Source organism: Anaerolineales bacterium (genome assembly GCA_019637805.1).
Classification (GTDB): domain Bacteria; phylum Chloroflexota; class Anaerolineae; order Anaerolineales; family UBA11579; genus JAMCZK01.
In genome coordinates, this window is record JAHBVB010000001.1 from 553903 (window position 1) to 575435 (window position 21533).

The following is a 21533-nucleotide window of genomic DNA, read 5'->3' on the forward strand; positions in this document are numbered from 1 at the left end:
TTCCTAGCGAATTACGACCAAGTGCTGTTGAAAGTCTCAATGGCGGTCTTCAACTGGGCTTTGAGCTCATCGCTCAGCGCTTTCTTCTCGCGAATTTCCTTGAGAAGGACGCTGTGAGAGGCGTCCATGAAGCGCAGCAGGGCCGCTTCCCAGTCGGTGACACGTTCGATGTCGATGTTGTCGGCCAGGCCGCTGGTGCCGGCATAAATGGCGACAATCTCATGCTCCAGGGCCACCGGCTTGTACTGCGGCTGCTTCAGGACCTCTTGCAGGCGTTGGCCGCGGTTGAGCTGCGACTGGGTGGCTTTATCCAAGCTGGAACCGAACTGCGCAAAGGCAGCCAGTTCACGGAAGGAGGCCATGTCCAAACGCAGACCACCGGCCACCTGGCGCATGGCCTTGGTTTGGGCGTCGCCGCCCACACGCGAGACGGACAAACCGGCGTTGATCGCCGGGCGGATGCCAGCATAGAACAAGTTGGCCTCCAGGTAGATCTGGCCGTCGGTGATCGAAATCACGTTGGTGGGCACGTAAGCAGACACGTCACCCAGCAAGGTTTCAATGATGGGCAGCGCCGTCAGGGAACCACCGGAACCCTGCAGCTTGACCACCTTGCTGTCTTTGACTTCTTTGGCAGCCTCTTCGGCATAGTGCTTGGCCAGCGGGCCGCCGTAGACCTTCTTGTCCAGCGCATCCTTTTCGGTGGCCAGCTCTTCTTTGAAGTCCTTGGGGGTCAGCACGTAGCTGTTGGCCAAGCGGGCGGCGCGTTCCAGCAAGCGGGAGTGCAGGTAGAACACATCGCCGGGATAGGCTTCACGGCCGGGCGGGCGGCGCAGCAGCAGCGATACCTGGCGGTAGGCCCAGGCATGCTTGGACAGGTCGTCGTAGATGATCAGCGCGTCGCGGCCGGTTTCCATGAACTCTTCACCGATGGCGCAACCCGCATAGGGGGCAATGTATTGCAGCGCGGCGGGTTCCTCAGCCGAGGCGACCACGACCACGGTGTGGTCCATGGCGCCGTGCTCTTCGAGGATGGCCACGGTGCGGGCGATACCGGCCTTCTTCTGGCCGATGGCGACATAGATACACAGAAGGTCTTGGCCCTTCTGGTTGATGATAGCGTCGATCGCCAGGGCGGTCTTGCCGGTCTGGCGGTCGCCGATGATCAGCTGGCGCTGGCCACGGCCCACCGGAGTCAGGGCGTCGATGCCCTTGATGCCGGTCTGCACCGGGGTGTCCACGTCTTTACGCTGGATCACACCAGGGGCAATACGCTCGATCGGGCGGTAGCTGCTGAAGGCGATGGGGCCTTTGCCGTCCACCGGCTCACCCAGGGCGTTGACCACGCGGCCGATCATGCCGTCGCCGACCGGAACGGAGGCGATGCGGCCGGTGGAGCGCACACTCATGCCCTCTTCAATACCGGAGAACTCACCCATGATGATGATACCGACGTTGTCCTCTTCGAGGTTGAAGGCGATGCCCATCACACCGTTTTCGAATTGAACCAACTCCTGAGCCTGCACCTGAGCCAGGCCCGAGGCGCGGGCAATACCGTCACCTGCTTCGGTCACGGTGCCTATATCACGCAGTTCAAATTCGGGTTTAAAGCCTTCGATCTGTTTCTGAAGGCTAGAAGAAATGTCTTTGATCAAATCTGACATGAAATCCACTCCATCGCGGCGGGCGAATTGATTTTCAGATGATAACTGAAAGCCCTTTGCTTGTCCAGTAATTCACAAACGCAACAAAAGAGACTTTGGGCCAAGGCGCTCGCCCAAAGCCTTTTGTTTGGTTCAAAAGACTCGTGTGGGTATAATTCTACCTTTGTAATGAAGAAATCCTCCCCAAAAACCAGCCTTTCCACCAGTGTGCGTCCCGATCTGGACGGCGTGCGCGCCAAAGTCCAGCGCCGGCGCGAATATTTGGACCTGCTGGAGACCGAACTGGGCAACACCCGCCGGGCTCTGCAGGAGTTCACCGACGTGTACAACCGGCGCGTGGCCCCGCTGGAGAAGCAGCGGGCGCGCCTGCGCCAGATGCTGGACGAGATCCTGGCTGACCAGGGGCCGCCCGCCAGCGGCTGGCTGGCCGGCCGCCGCGGCAAACCGTATGCGGCGCACAACCAGCCGCCCGAAGAGCCGGCCAGCGAGCAGGAACGCCTGCCCGCCAAGAAGCCCCTGGCGGCCAAGGACCCGGACTACGAGCGCAAACTGCGCGAGCTGTTCCGCCAGCTGGCCAAGCGTTATCACCCTGATGTGACCCATAACGCGGCCGAGAAGAAGCAACAGGAAGAGATCATGGCGCTGATCAACCAGGCCTATATGAACAAAGACCTGGAGACCTTGGAAACCGTGGCCAAGAGCCACCCGGCCAAAGCCGGCGGCAGCCTGGGGCCGGAAGCTGAATTCGCCCGGCTGACGCTGGAACTGCGCCAGCTGGACACGATGATCTTCGAAGTGGAGAACACGATCCGCGAGCTGGATCTTTCGCCCGCCATGCAAATGCACACCGAGAGCAAAACCGAGCGCAACCGGCGAGACATCTTTGCCGACATGGAAAGCGAGTACCGCGCCCGCATCAGCGAGCTGGAGGAGCAGTTGTTGGGCCTGGGGGTCGAACCGAAAGACGTCAGCCGCAACTAGCGACCGAAGTACTGCAAGGCCAGTTTTAGTTTTTCTTCCAGATCATCCGGGGCATCCTCTGGCAGGGACTGCAGGGCGGTTTGCGCTTCAACCACGCTGTAGCCCAGGCCGGTGAGCGCGGCCAGCAAGTCGCTGTCGCTGGTCTGGCGTTCCCAGGCGATCGCGTCGCCCTCGCCGGGCTGCACCTTATCGGCCAACTGCAGCAAGATCTTCTGGGCGGTCTTGGCGCCCACGCCCGGAACCTTGGCAATCAGCGAGCTGTCGCCGGCCAGCACGGCGCTGCGCAGCGCGCCGGGGGAGAGCTTGGAGAGGATCGCCAGCGCCAAACGCGGGCCCACCCGATCGACACTCAACAGCAGTGTGAACAGCTGGCGCGCCTCCAGGCTGGGGAAGCCGTACAAGCTCAGCTCATTTTCACGCACCACCAGATAGGTATGCACGAAGAGACTCTGCCCCACCTGGGTCTCTTGCAGCAGCGGCAGGGGCACACTGACGCGCAGGCCGACCCCGGAGATCTCCAGGGTCAGGCCGCTCTCGTCGATGTGGGCCACCCGCCCGCTCAACGAAGCGATCATAGCAGGTAGGCTGCTCCCAAGCCCACAGTGAGGATCAATATCAGCCCCGGCAATACCGTCCGGCGCAAACTGGGCGAGCCGACCAAGAGCACCATGCCGCCCTTGACCAGAGTGTTGGCCATAATGGCGTTCACCAGCGCCTTTGCGGCCAGGTCCAGGCTGAGGCCGCCGCTGCGCGCCAACTCCGCCAGCGAGAGTGTGATCGCGTCCACGTCGGCCAGGCCTGAGATGAAGCCAGCCAGCAGCACACCTGTATCGCCCAAGTATATTTGCGCACTGCGCGCCGCCAGCAGCACCAGGGCGTAGAGCAGGCCAAAGCGCAGCGCGGAAAGCAGATCGAAGGGGTTGGAGAAATGCACGGTGTCCTCGTCAGCGCGTCGTTTTGCCAGGGTGAGGAATACCGCGTAGCCCAGCCCAGCCAGGCCGGAGGCAAGCACAGGCGGCCATACCGCGCGCAGCAGGTCACCGTTCACCACCGCCACTTCAACCATCACTCGCGCGAACATCATTGTCCAGGCAACCAAAATGGCCAGGGCGAAGGGCTTGGCCATTTTGGGGAATTTGACGCTGCGTTGGGCAAAAGACAGGGTCACCGCGGTGCTGGAGACCAGGCCTCCCAGGAAGCCGGTGATGCGTATGCCATGGTCGGCCCCCAGCAGCTTGATCAGCACATAGCCTAAAAAGCTGATGCCGGAGATGAAGACCACCATCAGCCAGACTTGGAAGGGGTTGAGTACGTCAAACGGGGGCGGCCCCAAGGGCGCATTGGGCAGGATTGGCAGCACGATGGCCGTCACCGCGGCGAATTGCAGTGCCGCCAGAATGTCCTCGCGCGTGAGGGCTGCCACCAGCCTATCCGTCTCTATCTTCAAAGAGAGCAGCAAGGTCGCCCCGATGGCCACCGCCACGGCCAGCGCCAGGTAATTCCAGTAGCACAGCCCGCCCAGCAGCATGGCCAGCAGCACGGAAACTTCCGTGGTGATGCCGACACGGCCCTTTTGCGTAGCTTCGCTGAAATAACCGATTGCGGTCAGCACCCCCACGAAGGCGATGGCCGCGAAGTAAATCAGCGGCTGCTGGAACTGCTCAGACATGAAGGCAGCCAGGAAGCCGCTGGCCCCAATCAGCGCAAAAGTACGCTCACCAGCCAGGATCTCTCGGCCCTGTCCGCCGTGAGAGTGCTCGCGCTGGAGACCGATAAGAAACCCCATGGCCATTGCCGCAAACAAATGAAAAAAGAGTTGGGGTTCCTCCATCAGCGTGACCTGGGGCAATGGGGCTGGCTTTGCAGAAGCAAACGAGTTCCCGCGCTCATACTAGAAGAGCCACACGGCAAGAATCGCCACGGCCAGCACGGCGATCAAGCCGGGCAGCAGCGTGCGGCGCAGGCCGGGTGAACCGAGCTGGAGCATGAGGAAGCCTTTAAAGGCCGTGTTGGTCACCGCTGCCAGCACCAGGCCCTGGGTGGCCACGCGCACATCCAGGCCGCCGGCATTGGCCAGTTCCACCAGCGTCAGGGTGATGGCGTTGACATCAGCAAAGCCGGCGATGAAGCTGGAGAGCAAGATACCCTGGTCGCCCAAATAGAGCTGGGCGGCCCGTGAGACCAGCAGCACGAGCGCGTAGATCAGCCCGAAGCTGAGCGCTGTGCCCAGGCTGAACGGGTTGCTGAACTGCACCAGGCCGTTGGCCGGGCTGCGCGGGCGGGAGAACCACAAATAGGCCGCAATGCCGAAGCCGGTCAGACCGCTGGCCAGCAGCGGCAGCCAGGAGGCGCGCAGCAGATCCAAGTTGAGCACGGCCACCTGGAACAGGATGCGGGCGAACATGATCGCCCAGGCGACCATGATGGCCACGGCCAGGGCGCGCACGATGCCCTTCTCTTTGCTGCGCCGGGAGAGCGCCAGGGTGACCGCCGTGCTGGAGACCAGGCCGCCGAGCACGCCGGTGATGCCGATGCCGGTGTCATTGTCGAGCAGCTTGATCAGCACATAGCCCAAAAAGCTGATGCCGGAGATGAAAACCACCATCAGCCATATCTTGAAAGGATCGAGTACATCGAAGGGCGGCGGGAACAGGACCCCGCTGGGCAGCAGGGGCAGCACAATGGCGCTGATCACGGCGAACTGCAGGGCTGCGAAAATGTCCTCGCGGGTCAGGGCGGTGACCAGGCGGTCAGTTTCCAGCTTGATGGAGAGGATCAGGGCAGTGATCACGCCGAGTGAAACCGCCAAACCCACATAGTTCCAATAACACAACCCGCCCAGCAGCACCGTCACCAGGATGGCCGCTTCAGTGGTCATGCCGAAGTGTTCGTTGCGGGCCTTGAAGACATAGCCGATGACCAGCAGCAGGCCGACCGCCATGAGGAGGCCGAAGAAGATCAGCGGCTGGCGAAACTGGTCTGAGGCCATGGCGGCCAGGGCGCCGCTTAGACCGATCAGGGCGAAAGTGCGCTCGCCGGCCGGCAGGGTTTGCACCCCGTTGGCTTTGCCGCCCTCGCGGTGCGAAAACTCACGCTGCAAACCGATGGAAAAACCAATCGCCATTGCGGCGCCGAATCGAATAAATAGTTCAATATCGCTCATAAGACCCTATCCATTCTGGGCAATCAACTGCTGGGTGCGCTGCGTATTCAGATGGCAGATGGCCACCGCCAGGGCATCGGCGGCATCATCCGGCTTAGGCAGCTCCGGCAGGTCCAGCAGGGCACGCACCATGCTTTGAATCTGGCCTTTGTCTGCCCCGCCGTAGCCGCTGACAGCCTGCTTGACCTGGTTGGGGTTGTAGTCGCTGGTGGGCACGCCCGCCAGCTGCAGGGCCAGCAGCACCACACCGCGCGCCTGGCCTACGCTCATGGCGGTGCGCACATTGCGCTGAAAGAACAAGGATTCGACGGCCGCAGTGTGCGGCTGGTGGCGGGTGAGCAGGTCGTTGAGCGAGTGGAAGATGACCTGCAGGCGCTCGGCCCCGGGCATTTCCGCCGGGGTCAGGATCACGCCCCAGTCCAGGGCGCGCAGGTCGCCGTTGGCGGCGCGCTGCACCACACCGTAGCCGGTGATGGCGGTGCCAGGGTCGATCCCGATCGCCAGCATAAGGCCCTTAGGCGGAGGCGAGTTGCTCCAGGGCAGCGTCGCTGATGTTGAGGTTGGAGGCGACGCTTTGCACGTCGTCCAGGTCTTCCAGCGCTTCGATGGTGCGCATGACCTGGATGGTCTCGGACGGGCCCAGATCCATCTCCTGGTTGGGCTGCATGCGCAGGCCGGCGTCGCTGATGGCAATGCCGGCGTTGCGCAAGGCGTCGCCGATCTGCTTGAAGGCTGCCACCGGGCCGGTGATCTCGGCCTGGCCGTCTTCGACCCATACATCGTCGGCGCCGGCTTCGGCGGCCAGTTCAAAGAGCTGCTCTTCCGTATGCTCGCCGGCGGGGAAAGCGAAGAAGGCGATCTGGGTGAACTGCCAGGCCACCGAGCCGCCCTCGCCCAAGCTACCGCCGCTGCGCGAGAGCACATGGCGCAGTTCGGAGACAGTGCGGTTGCGGTTGTCGGAGACGCAGTCGATGATCAGCGCCACGCCGTGCGGGGCATAGCCTTCGTAGGTGATCTGCTCAAGAGCGGCGGCGTCTTTGCCCTCGCCGGTGCCGCGCTGGATGGCGCGCTCGATGTTGGCGACGGGCATGCTTTCAGCGCGGGCCTTTTCAACGGCGACGCGCAGGGTGAAGTTGGTGTCGGGGTTGCCGCCGCCTTCACGGGCGGCGATGGCGATCTCCCGCGCCAGACGGGTGAAGACCTGGCCGCGCTTGGCGTCGGTGACCGCTTTTTTGCGTTTGATAGTGGACCATTTACTGTGACCGGACATATATTGGAACCTTTGTTTGGGTTAAGAGAAAAAATTATACCATCGCGCCCTTTGGCGTCATTTTAGAGCCAGGCGGGCTTTGAAAGCCACAAAATACGCGATACAATCTGCGCTCACCGTTTGGCTGCCGCCAGAAAGGCAACCTTACATATTCGGGGCGTGGCGCAGCCCGGCTAGCGCGCACCGTTCGGGACGGTGAGGTCGGAGGTTCAAATCCTCTCGCCCCGACTGAAAAGCCGGCAAAGTTCATAAAAATGAACTTTGCCGGCTTTTCGTTTTCCAGAAACAAACTTACCAAAACCTACAAGCTACTTCTCATCCTGATTGAACAAAGGTTTCAAGCTTCAGGCTTGTTCGCGCCTGACGGGCGCACTATAACCACGCCTGTCAGCAAAGGCTGACAAATTCTCAGACCCTTTAGGAGTTTGTTGCACATGCGCAAAACCCAATTCGCCTGGTTGGCTGTGGTGCTGCTGGTGACCGCCGCTTGCGGCGCGCCCAGCCCAGCCAACCAGGAAGTTGCAGCCCCAGAGGCTGCTGTAGAAGCCCCGGCCGAAGACGTTGTGGCCGAGGAGACTGGCCCCGCAGCCCTTGTGGAAGACGGCGCCTACCCGGTGACCATCGCCCACAAGTATGGCGAGACCACCATCACAGAGCTCCCCGACCGCATCGTGCTGGTGGGCCTGACCGAGCAGGATGCCCTGCTGGCCCTGGGCGTGGTGCCCGTGGCCACCCGCGAGTGGTACGGCGAGAAGCCGGGGGCCATCTTCCCCTGGGCCGAAAGTTACCTGGGCGACGCCCAAACCCCGCTGGTGCTCTCCAGCGCCGAGCTCAACTTCGAGCAGATCGCCGGCTTGAACCCCGACCTGATCGTGGGCTTGTATTCGGGCATCACGCAGGACGAATACGACACCCTCAGCCAGATCGCTCCGGTGGTGGCCCAACCCGCCGCATACGCCGATTGGGGCATCCCCTGGCAGGAGATCACTCTGGTGATCGGCCAGATCGTCGGCCAGCCGCAGCGGGCTGCCAACCTGGTGGCTGAGGTGGAAGGCAAGTTCGCTGCCGCCCAGCAGCAGTATCCGCAGTTCGTGGGCGCCAGCGGTGTTGTCAATTCGCCCTGGGGTTACCCGGACAATTACTACATCTACGGCCCGCAGGATGTGCGCGGCCGCATCATGACCAACCTGGGCTTCGTCATTCCAGCGGAGATCGGTGAGCTGGTGGGGGATGCCTTTGGCGCCAGCGTCAGTCGCGAGCGCCTGGACCTGGTGGACCTGGATGTGATCATCTGGCTATTCAATACTGCCGAAGAAGGGGCTGCCTACCGCGCAGAGCCTGTGTATCAGCAGTTGAACGTCTACGCCGAAGGACGCGACATCCTGCTGACTGCAGACCAGCCGCTGTACGACGCCATGAACTTCGGCACCGTGCTGAGCCTGGACTATGTGGTCAGCGAGCTGCCGCCATTATTGGTGGCCGCTCTGGACGGCAACCCAGCCACCCAGTAATCCCGCTGCCCTTTTGGCGCAGTCGGCGTGGCCGGTCGTTCATTCTGATGGAATGAACGACCGGCCCGTGCCGTATAGAAGAAAGGCTGTAGAGGATGCACCCCATTGAAGAATCGCTGGCCAGGCTGGGCCAGCTGTATCAGGAGGGCCGCGACCGCTTGCTGGCGCAGCCCGATGACCAGCCGGGTTGGATGAGCGTGCGGCAACTGGCCGACGCCCAAGGCCCGGCGCTGGCCGAGGTGATCGAACGCACGCGCAAAAATTGTCCCGCTGACCAGCTGCGCCCACCGGCGATGCTGTGGTTCGGGCACTACATCTATCCCATCCAGCTGGTGGCCATGGCCATGTTCCTGGTGGAACAGCGTGTTCCCGACCTGAGGGCCGACAGCCTGCAAGTGCGCTTTGATGAGCAGGCCGGCATCGCCGGGCTGGCCTGGATTGGGCGCGGCTTTATGGCCCTGCCCGGCGACCCGGCCGCAGACCACCCGGACTGCGAAGTCGTCGCCGACCGGGACGCGCTGCGCGAGGTGCTGCGCGCCAGACTGATCGAGAGCTTCACACCCGTGGTGGATGCGACCTTCGCATACAGCCGCTTGGGAAGATCCGCCATGTGGTCCACCGCGGCAGACTATTGCGCCTACGCTTTGATGTGGCTGGGCGAGCTGATGGGCAATGAGCTGATCGGGGCGCAGGAAAGCCGGGCTTTTGCGGCGGTGCCTTCTTTGCTCAGCCTGCGCAACGATTTGATCGCCGTGGAACACCTTGGCGAGACGCACTACATGGTCAATCGCAATTCCTGCTGCCTGTACTATCGCACCGACAATGGCGGCATGTGTTCCTCCTGCCCGCACCGCCCGCTGGAAGAACGCGTAGAGATGGTCCGCAAGCATATTGAGGAAGAGCACGCCCACGCGTAGCAGCATGTCTGGCCAACCCGCTTCTCAAACCCGCCCTTGGCTGCTCTTCAGCCTGCTGCCCGTGGCCGGCGCCATTTTGGTCTTGGCGGCGCTGGGCAGCATTGCCTTTGGCGCAGCAGACATCAATCTTCAGGATGTGCTGGCTTCCTTCTCGCAATTCGACGCAAAGGACACTGGGCACCTGATCATTCAGACTTTGCGGCTGCCGCGCGCCCTGACGGCAATCCTAGTCGGCGCGGCGCTGGGCGTAGCCGGCGCCATCATGCAGGGGCTGACGCGCAACCCGCTGGCTGACCCGGGCCTGTTGGGGATCGAAGCCGGCGCCACTTTGGCTGTGGTCAGCGGCATCTTCCTGTTCAAGATCAGCGCCCTGCCGGTGTATGCCCTGTTCGCCTTTGTGGGCGGCACGCTGACCGTGCTGGCTGTGTATGCGCTGAGCGCCATGGGCCGGGGCGGCGTCACGCCATACAAACTGACCATCGTCGGCGCGGCGCTGACCGCCCTGCTGGCCTCGCTGACCACCACTATATTGCTTTTTGATCAGCGCTCACTGGAAGAAGTGCGTTTTTGGCTGGCGGGCAGTGTAGCCGGACGCAGCATGGAGCTGGTCACGCAGAGCCTGCCCTTTATTTTGGGCGGCCTGATCCTGGCGCTGATCTTTGGCCGGCAGATCACCACACTCTCGCTGGGCGAAGACGTGGCGCGCGGCCTGGGGCAAAACGTGGCCTGGATCAAAGCGATCAGCGCCGTGATCGTGGTGGTGCTGGCCGGCGGCGCAGTGGCGCTGGCCGGGCCGATAGGCTTTATTGGCCTGGTAGTGCCGCACATGGTGCGCATGTTCACCGGAGTGGACTACCGCTGGATCCTGCCGTACGCGGCGCTGGTAGGCGCCAGCCTGCTGGTGCTCTCTGACTTGGTGGGGCGCGTGCTGGTGCGCCCGCTGGAGATGCCCGTGGGCATCATGACCGCCGCCATTGGCGGGCCGGTCTTCATCTACTTGGTTCGCTCCAAGATCAAACGATGAGTGCCCAGTCCTCTTCCTGGAAGGTCTACCGGCTGCCTGGCGGGGTCTCGCTGCGCTTCGACCAGCGGGTCCCTTGGGTGATCGGCGCCCTGCTGCTGGCCACCCTGGCCGTGCTGGCTATCTGCGTCTCGGTCGGAGAGTATCCGATTCCCCTGGCAGACGTGGTTGGCACGCTTTTGGGCCGCGCCGAGGGTGCCCGCTATGAATTCGTCATCCTGCAATTACGCCTGCCGCGCGCGGTGTTGGCCTGGTTGGTGGGCGCGGCTCTGGCCACCTCAGGCGGCATCATCCAGGGCCTCACCCGCAACCCGCTGGCCTCGCCAGACCTGACCGGTGTGACCGCCGGGGCCAGCGCCGCAGCCGTCACGCTGATCATTCTGTTGCCCTTCGTTTCCAGCAGCGTACTGCCGCTGGCCGCCTTTGGCGGCGGCTTGCTGGTCGCTGCGCTCTTGTATCTGCTGGCCTGGCGCAACACGGGCGATGCCGGCGGCGATTCGCCCATTCGCCTGATCTTGATCGGCATTGGCCTCTCCGCCGTAATGGGCGCCTACACATCCTACGCGCTGACCTTTGGCGACCTGTGGCATGTGCAAAAGGCGATGATGTGGCTGGCTGGCAGCGTGTACGCAGCCAGCTGGACAGATGTGAGCGTGGTTCTGCCCTGGATCGTGGTGTGCCTGCCGCTGGCCGCTTTTTCGGCAAGAGATTTGAACGCGCTGAACCTGGGCCAGGAAGTGGCCCAGGGACTGGGGTTGCCTCTCTCGCTCAAACGCGGCTTTTTGCTGCTGCTGGCGGTGGCCCTGGCGGCCATCACCGTGACCGTGGCAGGCATCATCGGCTTTGTCGGGCTAATCGCCCCGCACGTCGCCCGCCGCATGGTCGGCCCTTTATATGAAGGCGTCATTCCCACCTCGGCCCTGTCGGGGGGTTTTCTGGTGCTGCTGGCAGACCTGATGGGCCGCAGTCTATTCTCGCCCATCGAGATCCCGGCCGGCATCATCATCGCCCTGGTGGGCGTGCCGTTCTTTTTGTACCTGTTGTGGAAGAGAGAGAAGATTTAGCTATGAGCCTGCTGCAAACTCAAGACCTGTCCCTGGGCTACGGCCCGCTGGCGATCATCGAGGCGCTCAACCTGGCGGCGCCCTCCGAGCAGATCACGGCGCTGATCGGCCCCAACGGCTGCGGCAAAAGCACCGTGCTGCGCGGTATGGCGCGTTTGCTGCGGCCGCGCCACGGCAGCGTGCTGCTGGACGGCCGCGCTATCCACAGCCTGCCCACCAAGCAGATGGCCCGCGAACTGGGCATCTTGCCGCAAGCACCCACCGCCCCCGAAGGGATCAGCGTGCGTGAGCTGGTGGCCCAGGGCCGCTACCCACACCAGGACTGGTTCCAGCAATGGAGCCAGGCAGATGAGCAAGCCCTGCAAAACGCCCTGGACCTGACCCACCTGCAGCCCCTGGCCGAGCGCGCCGTGGACACGCTCTCCGGCGGGCAGCGCCAACGCGCCTGGATCGCCATGGCGCTGGCCCAGGAGACCAACATCCTGCTGCTGGACGAACCAACCACCTATCTGGACCTGGCGCACCAGCTGGATATCCTCAATCTACTGGCCGACCTCAACCAGCAGGGCAAGACCATCATCATGGTATTGCACGACTTGAACCTGGCGGCAGCCTACGCCGACCGCCTGGTGGCGCTGCGTGAGGGCCAGATCTTCGCCCAGGGCAGCCCGGCGGAAGTGCTGACCGAAGAGACCGTGGAGCAGGTCTTCGGGATCAAAAGCCGCATTGTGCCCCACCCGGTCACCGGTTTGCCGCTGTGCCTGCCGCTCAGCCAGCGCGTCGCCGCCTAAACTGAAATTTCCACAAACGAGAGGGAGTTGCAAATGAGCCGCGGCCACCTACGCCGAGGTGGCCGCACTGGCTGATTGCCCCGCGGATTAATACAAAATAAACGTAGGGTAACGGCAGCTGGCGCGCTTCGTTGCCCTCTACATGAGCGCCAAAACCAACTTCCCCTTGTTTTTGCTAGCCGGGCTGCTGTTGGCAGCCTGCTCCGCCGCGCCTGCTGCAGAGACGCCCGCGCTGACCGAAGACCCCGCAGCCACTGCCGTGCAAATCCCCGCAACCGAGATCAGCCTGGAGCTCCCCACCGAAGCAGCGGCTGAAACCCAACCGGCCAACAGCGCCTACCCCTGGCCGCAGGGCAGCAGCGCCTGTGTGCTGCAAGCTGAGCAGATCGGCGAGGTGTATGCCCGCCCCAGCCGGGATGCGCAGGTCTTCGGCGAGCTGAGCCCCGGGTTTAGCTCGCCCGTGGTGGCGCGCACGGAAAGCGGCTGGGTAGGCTTTGACCCGGGGATCGCTCAGGCAGCCAATGTCGGCGTTTTTAGGATGCGCTGGGCGCACTTCGACGACGTGACCTTGAGCGGCGACTGCCTATCCGTAACCCAGCTGAACTGGATCCCGCGACCACAGCAATGCTATGTGATGCCGATGGAGACCGTGACGCTGCACACCAACCCCGGCACAAACGCCTCGGTGCGCGGCACGCTGGAGATGGGCCAGTTTGCCGGGGTGCTGGGCCTGACCAGCACCGGCTGGGCCCAACTGGACCTGAACGACGGCAACACCCCGCTGACCGGTATCGCATGGATGGAACAGAGCGCCCTGAACATGAATGGAACTACCTGTGACGAACTGCCCTCCGTACGGCCCTAGGCAACCAACCACAAAAAAAAGAGCGGCTTTCGCCGCTCTTTTTTTGTCGCGCTAGTCCAGCGTGAAGCGCTGGATGATATCTTCGTATTGGGCTAGGCGCTCCGGCGAGGGATCCTTGCCGCCGAAGGTCAGGAAAACTTTGAAGGCCGCGCTGCCGCGCGGGTCAAAGAACTGAAAGCTGAGGGCCTCTTTGCCGTCTGTGTGGCTGGGCTTGCGCACCGCGTACACGCTGGCCAGGCCGGCAATACGAATATGCATGTCCAGCGAGGGTGTCTGTACATTGAAAAAACCATGTGCCGTGCTGAATTTGCCAAACTCGCCCACACACTCCAGTGTGGAGGCGGCGTTGGAAACGATGACGTGCACTTCGCCCAGAGCCTCAAAAGAGCGAATGATCTCTTCCCAACGCTCGAAGTCCAGCTCGCGCGCCAGGTCCAGCGGCATGGCTTCCACCACTTCACGTTCAGGTACGCCAAGCTGCATGGCCAAAAGCAGCACCATCTGCTTGCGGTCCTGGTCGTAGGCCTCACGAATGGCGCTGCGGCGTTCTTCTGCAGACAAACCGGTTAGCACCGGGAGTGTTCGTTCCATCACCATAGAATCACCTCAATGGAAGTATTCTATGGGAAATATGTAACTTTACACAAGTTTAGTAGTTGAACGTAGTTTTCAACCTATTAGAGGATTTTCAGCAGGCTCAGATCCCCCAGCAAGCCAAAATATTGCAGGACCAGCACCAGCAGGATCGAGGCGGCCAATGAGCCAATGATAAAGAGCCAGTCCGTCGGCAGAAAGCGCATGCGTCGAAAATACGTGCGCTCCGCCAGGGCGCCAAAGGCGCGCCCGTCCATGGTCAGGGCCGTGCGCTCCGCTTGGCGAATGGCGCCGGTCAACAGCGGCACGGCGTAGCGGCGCAAGCGTTCGTAGGCGCCGCGCCAGCCGGCCGCGGCGTGCACGCCGCGCACACGGTGGGCGGCACTGATCACGGAAACCTCGCTTTGCAGCAACGGGATGAAGCCAAAGGCGGCCAGCACGCTGTACCCGACCCGGTAAGGCAAACGCCACTGCTGCACCAGGGCGCGTATAAAGTCTGCCGAGTCGGTCGTCAGCGAAAAGGGCAAAGACAGAGTGAGCAGGGCCAAAATGCGCAGGGCAGTGGAGATGGCGTAGCTAATGCCGCCTTGATACACCCGCAACGGCCCCCATTGCCACAGCAGCGGGGTGTGATCCACCAGGCTTTGGCGCACAGCCAGCGGGTACATCAGCAAAAACAGCACCGCGATCAAGGCCAGTGGGGCCAGAATTTTGGCCAGGCGCACGAAGGAGATTTTGCCCAATATCAGCAAGACAAACACGGTCAGCACGATGAAGACCAGCGGCGTCCACGGATCACTGGTGAAGAGCATAAAAGTGAACAACGCCATATTCACCAAGAACTTGCTGAGCGGGTTGAGCTTGTGCAGGAATGATTCGCCCTGCAGGTAGACCATGCGCATGGCTAAACCCTGACCATCTGCGTGAGGGTCTGGTAGTCCTGCAAGGTGGACCAGCCTTGCATATGGGGATACTGGGTGGCCATCAGCGCCGCTAGGCGCGCCAGTGGCGGCAAATTGAGGTGCGCCCGGGCCAGCAGGTCTTCCTGGGCAAACAGCGCAGCAGGCTGCCCAAAGAATTCCAGCCGGCCCTCCAAAATTACGGCAACCTTGTCCGCGGCTTCCGCCACCAGGCGCATGTCGTGCGTGATCATAATGATGGTCTTGCCCTGAGCGTTCAGGGCGCGCAGCAAGGCCATCAGGGCCGCGGCGTTGCGCTCGTCCTGCCCGAAGGTGGGCTCATCCAGGATCAGCGTTTGCTGGCCCACAGCCAGCATGGCGGCCACGCTCAGCCGGCGTTTTTCGCCGTGACTGAGCGTGAAGGGGTTGGCGCGCGCATAGCGCGCCAGGCCAAAGGTATCCAGCAGTTGGCGGCTCTGTTCGGCAACCAGCGTCTCATCCAGCCCGGCGACGCGCAGGCCGTAGGCCACTTCGTCTTCCACGCGCTCGGTGACGAATTGGTGCTCCGGGTTTTGAAAAACATAGGCAACCTGCTCAGCCAGGCGGCGGGCATCCAGAGCATGAATGTCCCGCCCATTGAGGAAGACCTTGCCCACCGGCGGGTCCAGCAGGCCGATCAGGTGGCGGGCCAAGGTGCTTTTGCCCGCCCCGTTAGGGCCGACGATGGCCAGAAAGTCGCCCTGGCTGATCTCCATCGAAACATTGTGCAGGGCGGGAATATCGCCGTAGTGAAAAGACAGGTCGCGAATGGAATAGACGCTGCTGCGCGGGCTGGCGCCAGCGGGCGGTGCAGATGACGCGGACAGGGCCGGGTGGGCAGCCAGCAGCGGAGCCAGCACTTTGACCGCTTCGCCGATCGTGACCGGGAAGGACGGCAGCACATGGCCGGCCAGGCGCAGCTCATGAGCCAGCATGCACACCTGCGGCGTCCAGACGCCCATCTCTTGCAGCTCTGCAGCGTAGCGGTCGAAAATTTCGCGCGGCGCGCCGTCGGCAAAGATCTGGCCCTCGGAGTCCAGCACCAGCACCCGGTCCACCAGGTGCATCAGCTCGTCCAGCTTGTGCTCGATCAGGATCAAGGTGTGCTGGCCGCGCGCCTTGAGCTGGGCCAGGAGAGCGAAGACCTGCTGCGTGCCCACCGAGTCCAAGTTGGCGGTGGGTTCGTCGAAGACCAGCACTTCCGGCTGCATGGCCAGCAGCGCCGCCAGGGCGATGCGCTGCTTCTCGCCGCCGGACAGGGCGTAGACCGGCCGGTGGCGAGTGTGCAGCATGCCCACCTGGCTCAGGGCAGTTTCCAGACGCGCCTCCATTTGGGCCGGGTCCAGGCACAGGTTTTCCAGCCCGAAGACGATCTCGTCCTCAACGGTCAGGGTGGCGAATTGCGCATCCGGATCTTGAAAGAGGATGCCAACCCGTTGGGCCAGCTGGGCCACGGAGGTTTGCTGCGTGTCGGCGCCGGCCACATGCACCTGCCCGGCCAACACCTCGCCGATGGAGTGTGGGATCAGCCCATTGAAGGTCAGGGCCAGGCTGCTCTTCCCGGAGCCGGAGGCTCCCAGGATCAGCAGGGTTTGGCCCTGGGGTACCTGCAGAGACAGGTCGCGCAAAATCGGTCGTTTGCGCCCTGTGTATTTGATTGTCAGGGCCGAAACATCAATCATTCCAGCCCGCTAACCAGGAAAGAAGTATTTGAAATCCTGGTAAAGGAAAACCACCAAAATTGAGATCATGATCACGCTCAGCGCCAGATAGCGCCAGCGCCACGACGTGTTCCATAAATTGAAGATGTTGTAGATGATCATCCCCAGCGCCAGGATATCAATGGCGGCGGCGATCCCCGTAGAAAAGGCGCCGCCGAAGCCGAGGAAGGGCAACAAAAAAGGCAGGACCACATATTGCAAAGTGCAGCGAACGGCCACAAAGACCAGGTAACCGCCCGTGAGACGATCACTGCGTTTCTGCACAACCGGGCTGGGCGCCGCCAACTCAGATCTCTTCAACATTGGCCTTTCCTAAAGCTGTGTTGCCCAGCACACCAGTGCGGGCGACTGCGTCCGCCAGAGCCTTGGCCAGCAGGCCGCACACCGCGAACGTGACGCCCGAGAGCACCAGGGCCACCAACACCAGCGCGTTCCATTCGAACTCCGCAGAGCGCAACACCGAACCCAGGATCAGCAAGAAAACCGCCAGGCCGGTGGCCGCCCCGGCAGTGAGCAGACGCGGCAGGGCGAAGTCCTTGTAGCGCGTGTTGAGCCAGATGAACAGTTCGCCCACCAGGCCGATCAAGATGCTGACCGCCAGCACAATAAAGCCATAGGGCGTGAAAGGCATGCTGGTCAGACCGCCGATGGCGCTGGCCAGGAAGCTGGCGCCTGGCTTGCGCACCACGTAAGCGGCGAACACCGCCGGCAGAAAATAAATGCCGCCAATCAGAGAGCGGGTGAACAAGCCACCCACGCCCAAAAAGGCCACATACGCATAGGTCACCGGGATGAGCAGCACGCCCAAAGCCAGACCGATCACCAAAGTGACCATCAAATCACGGGTATTCCATTTTATCCGCATAAGAACTCCTCGTCGCTCAAGCAGTTTTACCATCTAACCCGGCAAGTGAATATGTAACTTGACTCGTTTTACCGCCAGATGGCGAATTCAGCCAATCACTATACGAAGCGCCGACGACGCCGTCCAGCCCCCACGTTGTGCGCAGTTCTCACCTGATTTGAAGTTTTTAGAGCTTTTAGAAGTAACTACAACTCCTGACGGCGGGCCGCCGTCAGGAGTTGAGTTTGCGGCAAATTTAAGCGCGCTGGCGTTTTCTCAGACCTTCCGCCAGGTAATAACTGCCGATCACGAAAGCCGCCGCAGAAAACTGCAGCAGCAGCCCCTCCCAGGAGGGATAGACCCCAAACCACATGCTGAACCAGGTGGGGAAGCTCAACCCAGAGACCAGCGTGGCCGGCATCCAGCCTACCAGCTGGAAGACATACACGGTCTTGCCCACCATGACCAGCAAAACCGCTCCGATCATGATGCCGGTCACGATCAGCATCTTTTTGTGCGGCAGGCGGGCCTGAAAGCGAAAGGTCAGCAGGCCGACCAGCAAGGTGAAAGCCAAGCCGATCGCCACGCCGCCCAGCACGACGGAGGTGCCGCCGTCCAGCACCAGGGCTTGCAAGAACAGGACGGTCTCAAAACCTTCGCGATAGACGCTGGTGAAGCCGAGCGAAACCAAGCCCAGCAGCAAACCCGTCTCGCCGGAGAGCAAGCTGCGCTTGCGGGCATGGAAGCGCGCCAACCAGCCGTCCCAGTAGCTTTTATGGAAGAACCAATTGGTGATCAACAGCAAGACGATGATGGCGATCAGCGAAATCACCGCCTCCAGCTTTTCGCCATAGCGCGCCAGGGCTTGCAACACCTCGCGCGCCAGGGTCCAGGTCAGCACAGTGGCCAGCAAGGCCAGCCCGCTGCCCAGCCATAGCGGCTGGCGATATTTGCGGCCTTCAGCGGCTTTGAAGCTGCCCATCAGCGAGGCCAGGATCAGCACCGCCTCCAAGCCCTCACGGAAGACGATCACGGCCGCATTGCTCAGAATAGAAGCCGGCGTGCTGGAGCCTGAGAGCAGGGTTTCCACCTCGGCCAACTGGGCATCCAGGGCGACGCGCACGGAGCGCACCTCTTGCAGGGGGGCCTGCTCAGACAGCAGACGGCTGAGGCCCACGGTTTGGCTGTTGCCGTTCCAGAACAGCTCCTCCACGCGCAGCTTGAGGTCCGGCGCCATGGCGATCAGGCGCGCCTCCGGCCCGCTTTCCATAATGGCATAGGCCTCGATGCGGGCCGATTCGGCCGCGGCATAATCGCCGCCCCGTACAGCATTCTCCATTTGGTCCAGCATCGAATCGATCACATCAAAATCGCCGGAGGTGCTGCCTTGTTTCCACTCGGCAGGGATGACTTCGTTCAATAGGGCCAACAGTTGCTCGGCGCTGGTGCGCATGTCGGCGGCGCTGGCCACCGCGCCGCCGCTGTTGGCGCTGCGCAGCATGGCGTTCAGTTCACTGAGGTGCGTCTGGGCCTGCTGGGTAGCTGGCGCATCCAGCTCGGCCAGCAGGTCGCGCAAATCATCGAAGGCGGCCTGGGCCGCTTCCTGAAAAGTGACCGCTTCCTGGATCTCGAACTGCAAAGTCACGCGCCCATCCGAGACGCCGCGGCCGTATTCGACCGAAACCAGATTGACATAGCGCAGCAGCTGACCCGCCCGGCGGGATTGCTCTGCCGGGCTCAGCGGTGCGGCGCGGAAGCCTTCCAGGACCGCGGTCACCGCCTCCAAGCGCGCATCCAGCGGCTGGCCGGCTAGGGCTGCCACAGTCAGCTGCTGGAAGGCCTGCTGGGCGGTCTGCAACGCGGCCGCGCCGCGCTGCTCCTGGTACGCCGCGCTCAGCAGGCCAAAGTAGCCCTGTGCCAGGCCGGCCAGTTCAGCGCGGCGCACGGTGAAGCCGCTGGCCTCAGCCAGCTGCAACTCACGCAGCGCCTCGCCCAGGCGGGCCTGATAAGCATCAAACAGATCCGCCCGCAAGAACTGCAGGGCGGTCTCGGCATCCATTTCAGATGCGGCCAGGCGCTGCACGGCCAGGGTCGCATCCGCATTGGGGCGCGCAAAGCGGTTAACCGTACGGTACTCGCGCAGAGCCAGCCAGGCTTGAGCCTGGCCATGCTCGCCCGCCCGCATGGCCTGTTCGACCATGCGGTAGCTGCCCGCCAGCACAGCCGTCCAAGCCAGGGAACGCTGGGTGGCAAAAGCGGGCGCATCGGCGCCGGCCAGCGCGTCTTCCATGGCGCTAAAGGCCTGGTCAGCGGATACCGCCGCGTCGGCCGCAGGGCCAGCCAGCAGAGGCCGCAAACTGCCATAGGCCGCTTGGGCCTGCGCAAAAGCGGCCAAGCCATCGCCGCCCGCCAGCAGATCGCGTTGGGCGGCAAACAGCGCGGCGCGCATCTGCTCCGCCAAGTCCTGCGGAGCGGTTGAGGCCGCGGCCTGGACCGGGCTGGCGCACACCGCCAGCAAACTTACACAAACAAGCAGAATAAAGGTGTTAAACGCAATGCGTCTCACGCAGATCCTTAATCAAAAGCCTGGCAAGGCCGTTCGGAACGGCCTTGCCAGGCGCATGCTACATACTCTTATTCAGCGATCTCGATATCCAGCGCAGCCGCCACCTGGGCCACCTGGCCGGCCACAGCCGTGGCGCGGTCCTGGGCTTCCTGGCCCAGCGTGTCAGCCTCTTCCGCGCTGAACTGCTTGCCGCTCTGCTCTTCAGCATACACGCCAGCCACAAAGGCTTTCAGGTCGGTCATGCCTTGCTCGATGGCGTCCGCCTGAGCAGCGTCATAACCAGCCACCAGCGGCTTGACTTCCGCATAGACCACTTCCAGGCTGGTCAGAATGTCCTGGATGTCCGCCAGGCGGGAGATGACCACGAAGTCGCGCTGGGTGGAGTCGTCGCCGGCCACAAAGCGCGAGTTCTTCCACGATTCAAAGTACTCGCTCATCGTCGGCACCATCACCACCAGGGCGGTGAAAGCATCTGACTCGCTGGGCGTCCAGGCTTGGGAGGCTTCCTTGAGCTCGACCGCGTAGGCATAGGTCAAGTCAGCCGCCGCCTTCAACACGTTGGCATCCGGCAGCGTCTCGCCAAAACCGATCTGGCCGTTGCCGTCCAGGTCAGCTTCCACGCCAGACAGGTAGTCATCGTAGGTGCCCCACAGGGTGCTTTCCAGCACGCCGAACAGGTTGCCCGGCTGTGGGAAGACGCGCCCATCCGGCAATTCCAAGTCGAAGGGCACGGCACCCTCGGGGTCCTCGTCACCGGCGGCACCCGCGTCGAGGATCACGTCATAGTCAGCCAGGGTCGGCACACCGGCCACAATGCCTTCCATCTGCTCATAAGCAGGCGCGGCCACGATCCAGGCGTCCTTGGCGGACTGCAACGCGGCGCTGACGGCGGCTGCATCGGCGTCCCACATGGCGGCGTAATCAAAACCGGCCGTTTCGGCCAGGTCATAGTAGGCCTGTGCGGCGGCCTGCAGGTCGCCGCTGGCGGCCTCCAGCTCATCCGTCTTGCCCAACAGATAGTCCTTGATGGGGGCTAGGTTCACAGCCGAGGTTTCTCCCGCGGCTGCTGGCGCCGCCGCGCCAGGCGCACAGGCCGCCAGAGCCATAGCAAACAGCATTAACAACAGAATACCTTTTCGTGCGGTCATTCTCTTCTCTCTTTCAAAATGTGTTTGAGGGAATAGGGTTAGAAATTACCGAATTCTTTCGGCGAAATGGGTCAGGTTAGTACGTATGCGTAAGCACCTCCAGAAAACAGGATTGGCATCCCAATATGTGAACTAACTATATGAAGCTCAGAATCAGAAGGCTAGACCCCTGGGAGAAGACTGTGTATCCTGCAGGTGCGCACCAAGCACACCATTATTGAAAATTTCTCTGGAGGTTTTGACAGGTTTGGAGATGGATCTGGGCGCAAAAAACGAGATTCACAAACTGCGAAGTTAGTTTCTCGTACAAGGCGCGGCTCGCATCCCAAGGCCTTTTAAGTTTGCTCTTGCAGCTTGCTTTGGGCGCCGCTCCCAAGCATAAAGATACGCTGTGTAGGGCTTTTGTCCGTGGCAACCCCCATCCCTAGGCTCAAACAAATGAGCTAAAAGGTTTTGGGCCGGCCGAAAATGTGCG

Annotated in this window: 20 protein-coding genes and 1 tRNA gene; 8 read left to right on the forward strand and 13 right to left on the reverse strand. The window is 62.4% G+C overall.

Annotated features, from left to right (window positions below; genetic code table 11):
• Nucleotides 1-11: 11 nt before the first annotated feature.
• Nucleotides 12-1664, reverse strand: coding sequence for a F0F1 ATP synthase subunit alpha (gene atpA / locus KF885_02675; GenBank protein ID MBX3048057.1), 1653 nt, complete (start codon nucleotides 1662-1664; stop codon nucleotides 12-14).
• A 168-nt stretch (nucleotides 1665-1832) separates the two neighbouring features.
• Here atpA and KF885_02680 point away from each other — a divergent pair, with 168 nt between their 5' ends.
• The gene (locus KF885_02680; GenBank protein MBX3048058.1) at nucleotides 1833-2645 is read left to right on the forward strand and encodes a J domain-containing protein; all 813 of its coding nucleotides are present in this window, start codon (nucleotides 1833-1835) and stop codon (nucleotides 2643-2645) included.
• Here the strand turns inward: KF885_02680 and ruvA are convergent.
• The 5 genes from ruvA to KF885_02705 all read right to left on the reverse strand — a co-directional run bounded on the left by ruvA (nucleotide 2642) and on the right by KF885_02705 (nucleotide 7078).
• Nucleotides 2642-3220 (reverse strand): Holliday junction branch migration protein RuvA, encoded by a 579-nt coding sequence (gene ruvA / locus KF885_02685; GenBank protein MBX3048059.1) that lies wholly within the window; start codon nucleotides 3218-3220, stop codon nucleotides 2642-2644. The two genes, KF885_02680 and ruvA, sit on opposite strands and share 4 nt — an antisense overlap.
• On the reverse strand, nucleotides 3217-4431 hold the full coding sequence (locus KF885_02690; GenBank protein ID MBX3048060.1) for an MgtC/SapB family protein: 1215 nt from the start codon (nucleotides 4429-4431) through the stop codon (nucleotides 3217-3219). The genes ruvA and KF885_02690 overlap by 4 nt, the downstream gene beginning before the upstream one ends.
• A gap of 105 nt (nucleotides 4432-4536) precedes the next feature.
• The gene (locus KF885_02695; protein ID MBX3048061.1) at nucleotides 4537-5808 is read right to left on the reverse strand and encodes an MgtC/SapB family protein; all 1272 of its coding nucleotides are present in this window, start codon (nucleotides 5806-5808) and stop codon (nucleotides 4537-4539) included.
• Between the two features lie 6 nt (nucleotides 5809-5814).
• On the reverse strand, nucleotides 5815-6315 hold the full coding sequence (gene ruvC, locus KF885_02700; protein ID MBX3048062.1) for a crossover junction endodeoxyribonuclease RuvC: 501 nt from the start codon (nucleotides 6313-6315) through the stop codon (nucleotides 5815-5817).
• Between the two features lie 7 nt (nucleotides 6316-6322).
• Nucleotides 6323-7078, reverse strand: a complete 756-nt coding sequence (locus KF885_02705; GenBank protein ID MBX3048063.1) for a YebC/PmpR family DNA-binding transcriptional regulator — start codon at nucleotides 7076-7078, stop codon at nucleotides 6323-6325.
• 153 nt (nucleotides 7079-7231) lie between these two features.
• Between KF885_02705 and KF885_02710 the strand changes: the two genes are divergently transcribed.
• The 7 genes from KF885_02710 (at nucleotide 7232) to KF885_02740 (ending at nucleotide 13247) form a co-directional block, all read left to right on the forward strand.
• A tRNA-Pro gene (locus tag KF885_02710) sits at nucleotides 7232-7306 on the forward strand.
• A 206-nt stretch (nucleotides 7307-7512) separates the two neighbouring features.
• A complete protein-coding gene (locus KF885_02715; GenBank protein ID MBX3048064.1) occupies nucleotides 7513-8589 on the forward strand; it encodes an iron-siderophore ABC transporter substrate-binding protein in 1077 nt (358 codons plus the stop codon).
• 95 nt (nucleotides 8590-8684) lie between these two features.
• Nucleotides 8685-9506, forward strand: a complete 822-nt coding sequence (locus KF885_02720) for a (2Fe-2S)-binding protein (GenBank protein MBX3048065.1) — start codon at nucleotides 8685-8687, stop codon at nucleotides 9504-9506.
• Between the two features lie 4 nt (nucleotides 9507-9510).
• The gene (locus KF885_02725) at nucleotides 9511-10530 is read left to right on the forward strand and encodes an iron ABC transporter permease (GenBank protein MBX3048066.1); all 1020 of its coding nucleotides are present in this window, start codon (nucleotides 9511-9513) and stop codon (nucleotides 10528-10530) included.
• Entirely contained in the window at nucleotides 10527-11591 is a 1065-nt protein-coding gene (locus KF885_02730; GenBank protein MBX3048067.1) for an iron ABC transporter permease, read from the forward strand. Before KF885_02725 ends, KF885_02730 begins: the two co-directional genes overlap by 4 nt.
• Nucleotides 11592-11593: 2 nt before the next feature.
• On the forward strand, nucleotides 11594-12382 hold the full coding sequence (locus KF885_02735) for an ABC transporter ATP-binding protein (protein MBX3048068.1): 789 nt from the start codon (nucleotides 11594-11596) through the stop codon (nucleotides 12380-12382).
• 142 nt (nucleotides 12383-12524) lie between these two features.
• Nucleotides 12525-13247, forward strand: coding sequence for an SH3 domain-containing protein (locus tag KF885_02740; protein MBX3048069.1), 723 nt, complete (start codon nucleotides 12525-12527; stop codon nucleotides 13245-13247).
• A gap of 51 nt (nucleotides 13248-13298) precedes the next feature.
• Here KF885_02740 and KF885_02745 read toward each other — a convergent pair whose 3' ends face one another.
• The 7 genes from KF885_02745 to KF885_02775 form a co-directional block, all read right to left on the reverse strand.
• On the reverse strand, nucleotides 13299-13838 hold the full coding sequence (locus tag KF885_02745) for a hypothetical protein (protein MBX3048070.1): 540 nt from the start codon (nucleotides 13836-13838) through the stop codon (nucleotides 13299-13301).
• Between the two features lie 86 nt (nucleotides 13839-13924).
• Nucleotides 13925-14743, reverse strand: a complete 819-nt coding sequence (locus KF885_02750) for an energy-coupling factor transporter transmembrane protein EcfT (GenBank protein ID MBX3048071.1) — start codon at nucleotides 14741-14743, stop codon at nucleotides 13925-13927.
• Between the two features lie 2 nt (nucleotides 14744-14745).
• The gene (locus KF885_02755; protein ID MBX3048072.1) at nucleotides 14746-16461 is read right to left on the reverse strand and encodes an ABC transporter ATP-binding protein; all 1716 of its coding nucleotides are present in this window, start codon (nucleotides 16459-16461) and stop codon (nucleotides 14746-14748) included.
• 9 nt (nucleotides 16462-16470) lie between these two features.
• Nucleotides 16471-16803, reverse strand: coding sequence for a hypothetical protein (locus KF885_02760; protein ID MBX3048073.1), 333 nt, complete (start codon nucleotides 16801-16803; stop codon nucleotides 16471-16473).
• A complete protein-coding gene (locus tag KF885_02765) occupies nucleotides 16787-17365 on the reverse strand; it encodes an ECF transporter S component (protein ID MBX3048074.1) in 579 nt (192 codons plus the stop codon). Before KF885_02765 ends, KF885_02760 begins: the two co-directional genes overlap by 17 nt.
• 235 nt (nucleotides 17366-17600) lie before the next feature.
• Nucleotides 17601-19910 carry an FTR1 family protein gene (locus KF885_02770; GenBank protein MBX3048075.1) on the reverse strand — a complete coding sequence of 770 codons (2310 nt, stop codon included), beginning with the start codon at nucleotides 19908-19910 and terminating at the stop codon, nucleotides 17601-17603.
• 68 nt (nucleotides 19911-19978) lie between these two features.
• Nucleotides 19979-21058, reverse strand: a complete 1080-nt coding sequence (locus tag KF885_02775; protein MBX3048076.1) for a hypothetical protein — start codon at nucleotides 21056-21058, stop codon at nucleotides 19979-19981.
• Nucleotides 21059-21533 lie beyond the last annotated feature (475 nt).

What these genes read in the sequence shown, in the direction of transcription:
- atpA (MBX3048057.1), bottom strand. Translation starts at nt 1,664, where the DNA reads ATGTCAGATTTGATCAAAGACATTTCTTCTAGCCTTCAGAAACAGATC.
- KF885_02680 (MBX3048058.1), top strand. Translation starts at nt 1,833, where the DNA reads ATGAAGAAATCCTCCCCAAAAACCAGCCTTTCCACCAGTGTGCGTCCC.
- ruvA (MBX3048059.1), bottom strand. Translation starts at nt 3,220, where the DNA reads ATGATCGCTTCGTTGAGCGGGCGGGTGGCCCACATCGACGAGAGCGGC.
- KF885_02690 (MBX3048060.1), bottom strand. Translation starts at nt 4,431, where the DNA reads ATGGGGTTTCTTATCGGTCTCCAGCGCGAGCACTCTCACGGCGGACAG.
- KF885_02695 (MBX3048061.1), bottom strand. Translation starts at nt 5,808, where the DNA reads ATGAGCGATATTGAACTATTTATTCGATTCGGCGCCGCAATGGCGATT.
- ruvC (MBX3048062.1), bottom strand. Translation starts at nt 6,315, where the DNA reads ATGCTGGCGATCGGGATCGACCCTGGCACCGCCATCACCGGCTACGGT.
- KF885_02705 (MBX3048063.1), bottom strand. Translation starts at nt 7,078, where the DNA reads ATGTCCGGTCACAGTAAATGGTCCACTATCAAACGCAAAAAAGCGGTC.
- KF885_02715 (MBX3048064.1), top strand. Translation starts at nt 7,513, where the DNA reads ATGCGCAAAACCCAATTCGCCTGGTTGGCTGTGGTGCTGCTGGTGACC.
- KF885_02720 (MBX3048065.1), top strand. Translation starts at nt 8,685, where the DNA reads ATGCACCCCATTGAAGAATCGCTGGCCAGGCTGGGCCAGCTGTATCAG.
- KF885_02725 (MBX3048066.1), top strand. Translation starts at nt 9,511, where the DNA reads ATGTCTGGCCAACCCGCTTCTCAAACCCGCCCTTGGCTGCTCTTCAGC.
- KF885_02730 (MBX3048067.1), top strand. Translation starts at nt 10,527, where the DNA reads ATGAGTGCCCAGTCCTCTTCCTGGAAGGTCTACCGGCTGCCTGGCGGG.
- KF885_02735 (MBX3048068.1), top strand. Translation starts at nt 11,594, where the DNA reads ATGAGCCTGCTGCAAACTCAAGACCTGTCCCTGGGCTACGGCCCGCTG.
- KF885_02740 (MBX3048069.1), top strand. Translation starts at nt 12,525, where the DNA reads ATGAGCGCCAAAACCAACTTCCCCTTGTTTTTGCTAGCCGGGCTGCTG.
- KF885_02745 (MBX3048070.1), bottom strand. Translation starts at nt 13,838, where the DNA reads ATGGAACGAACACTCCCGGTGCTAACCGGTTTGTCTGCAGAAGAACGC.
- KF885_02750 (MBX3048071.1), bottom strand. Translation starts at nt 14,743, where the DNA reads ATGCGCATGGTCTACCTGCAGGGCGAATCATTCCTGCACAAGCTCAAC.
- KF885_02755 (MBX3048072.1), bottom strand. Translation starts at nt 16,461, where the DNA reads ATGATTGATGTTTCGGCCCTGACAATCAAATACACAGGGCGCAAACGA.
- KF885_02760 (MBX3048073.1), bottom strand. Translation starts at nt 16,803, where the DNA reads ATGTTGAAGAGATCTGAGTTGGCGGCGCCCAGCCCGGTTGTGCAGAAA.
- KF885_02765 (MBX3048074.1), bottom strand. Translation starts at nt 17,365, where the DNA reads ATGCGGATAAAATGGAATACCCGTGATTTGATGGTCACTTTGGTGATC.
- KF885_02775 (MBX3048076.1), bottom strand. Translation starts at nt 21,058, where the DNA reads ATGACCGCACGAAAAGGTATTCTGTTGTTAATGCTGTTTGCTATGGCT.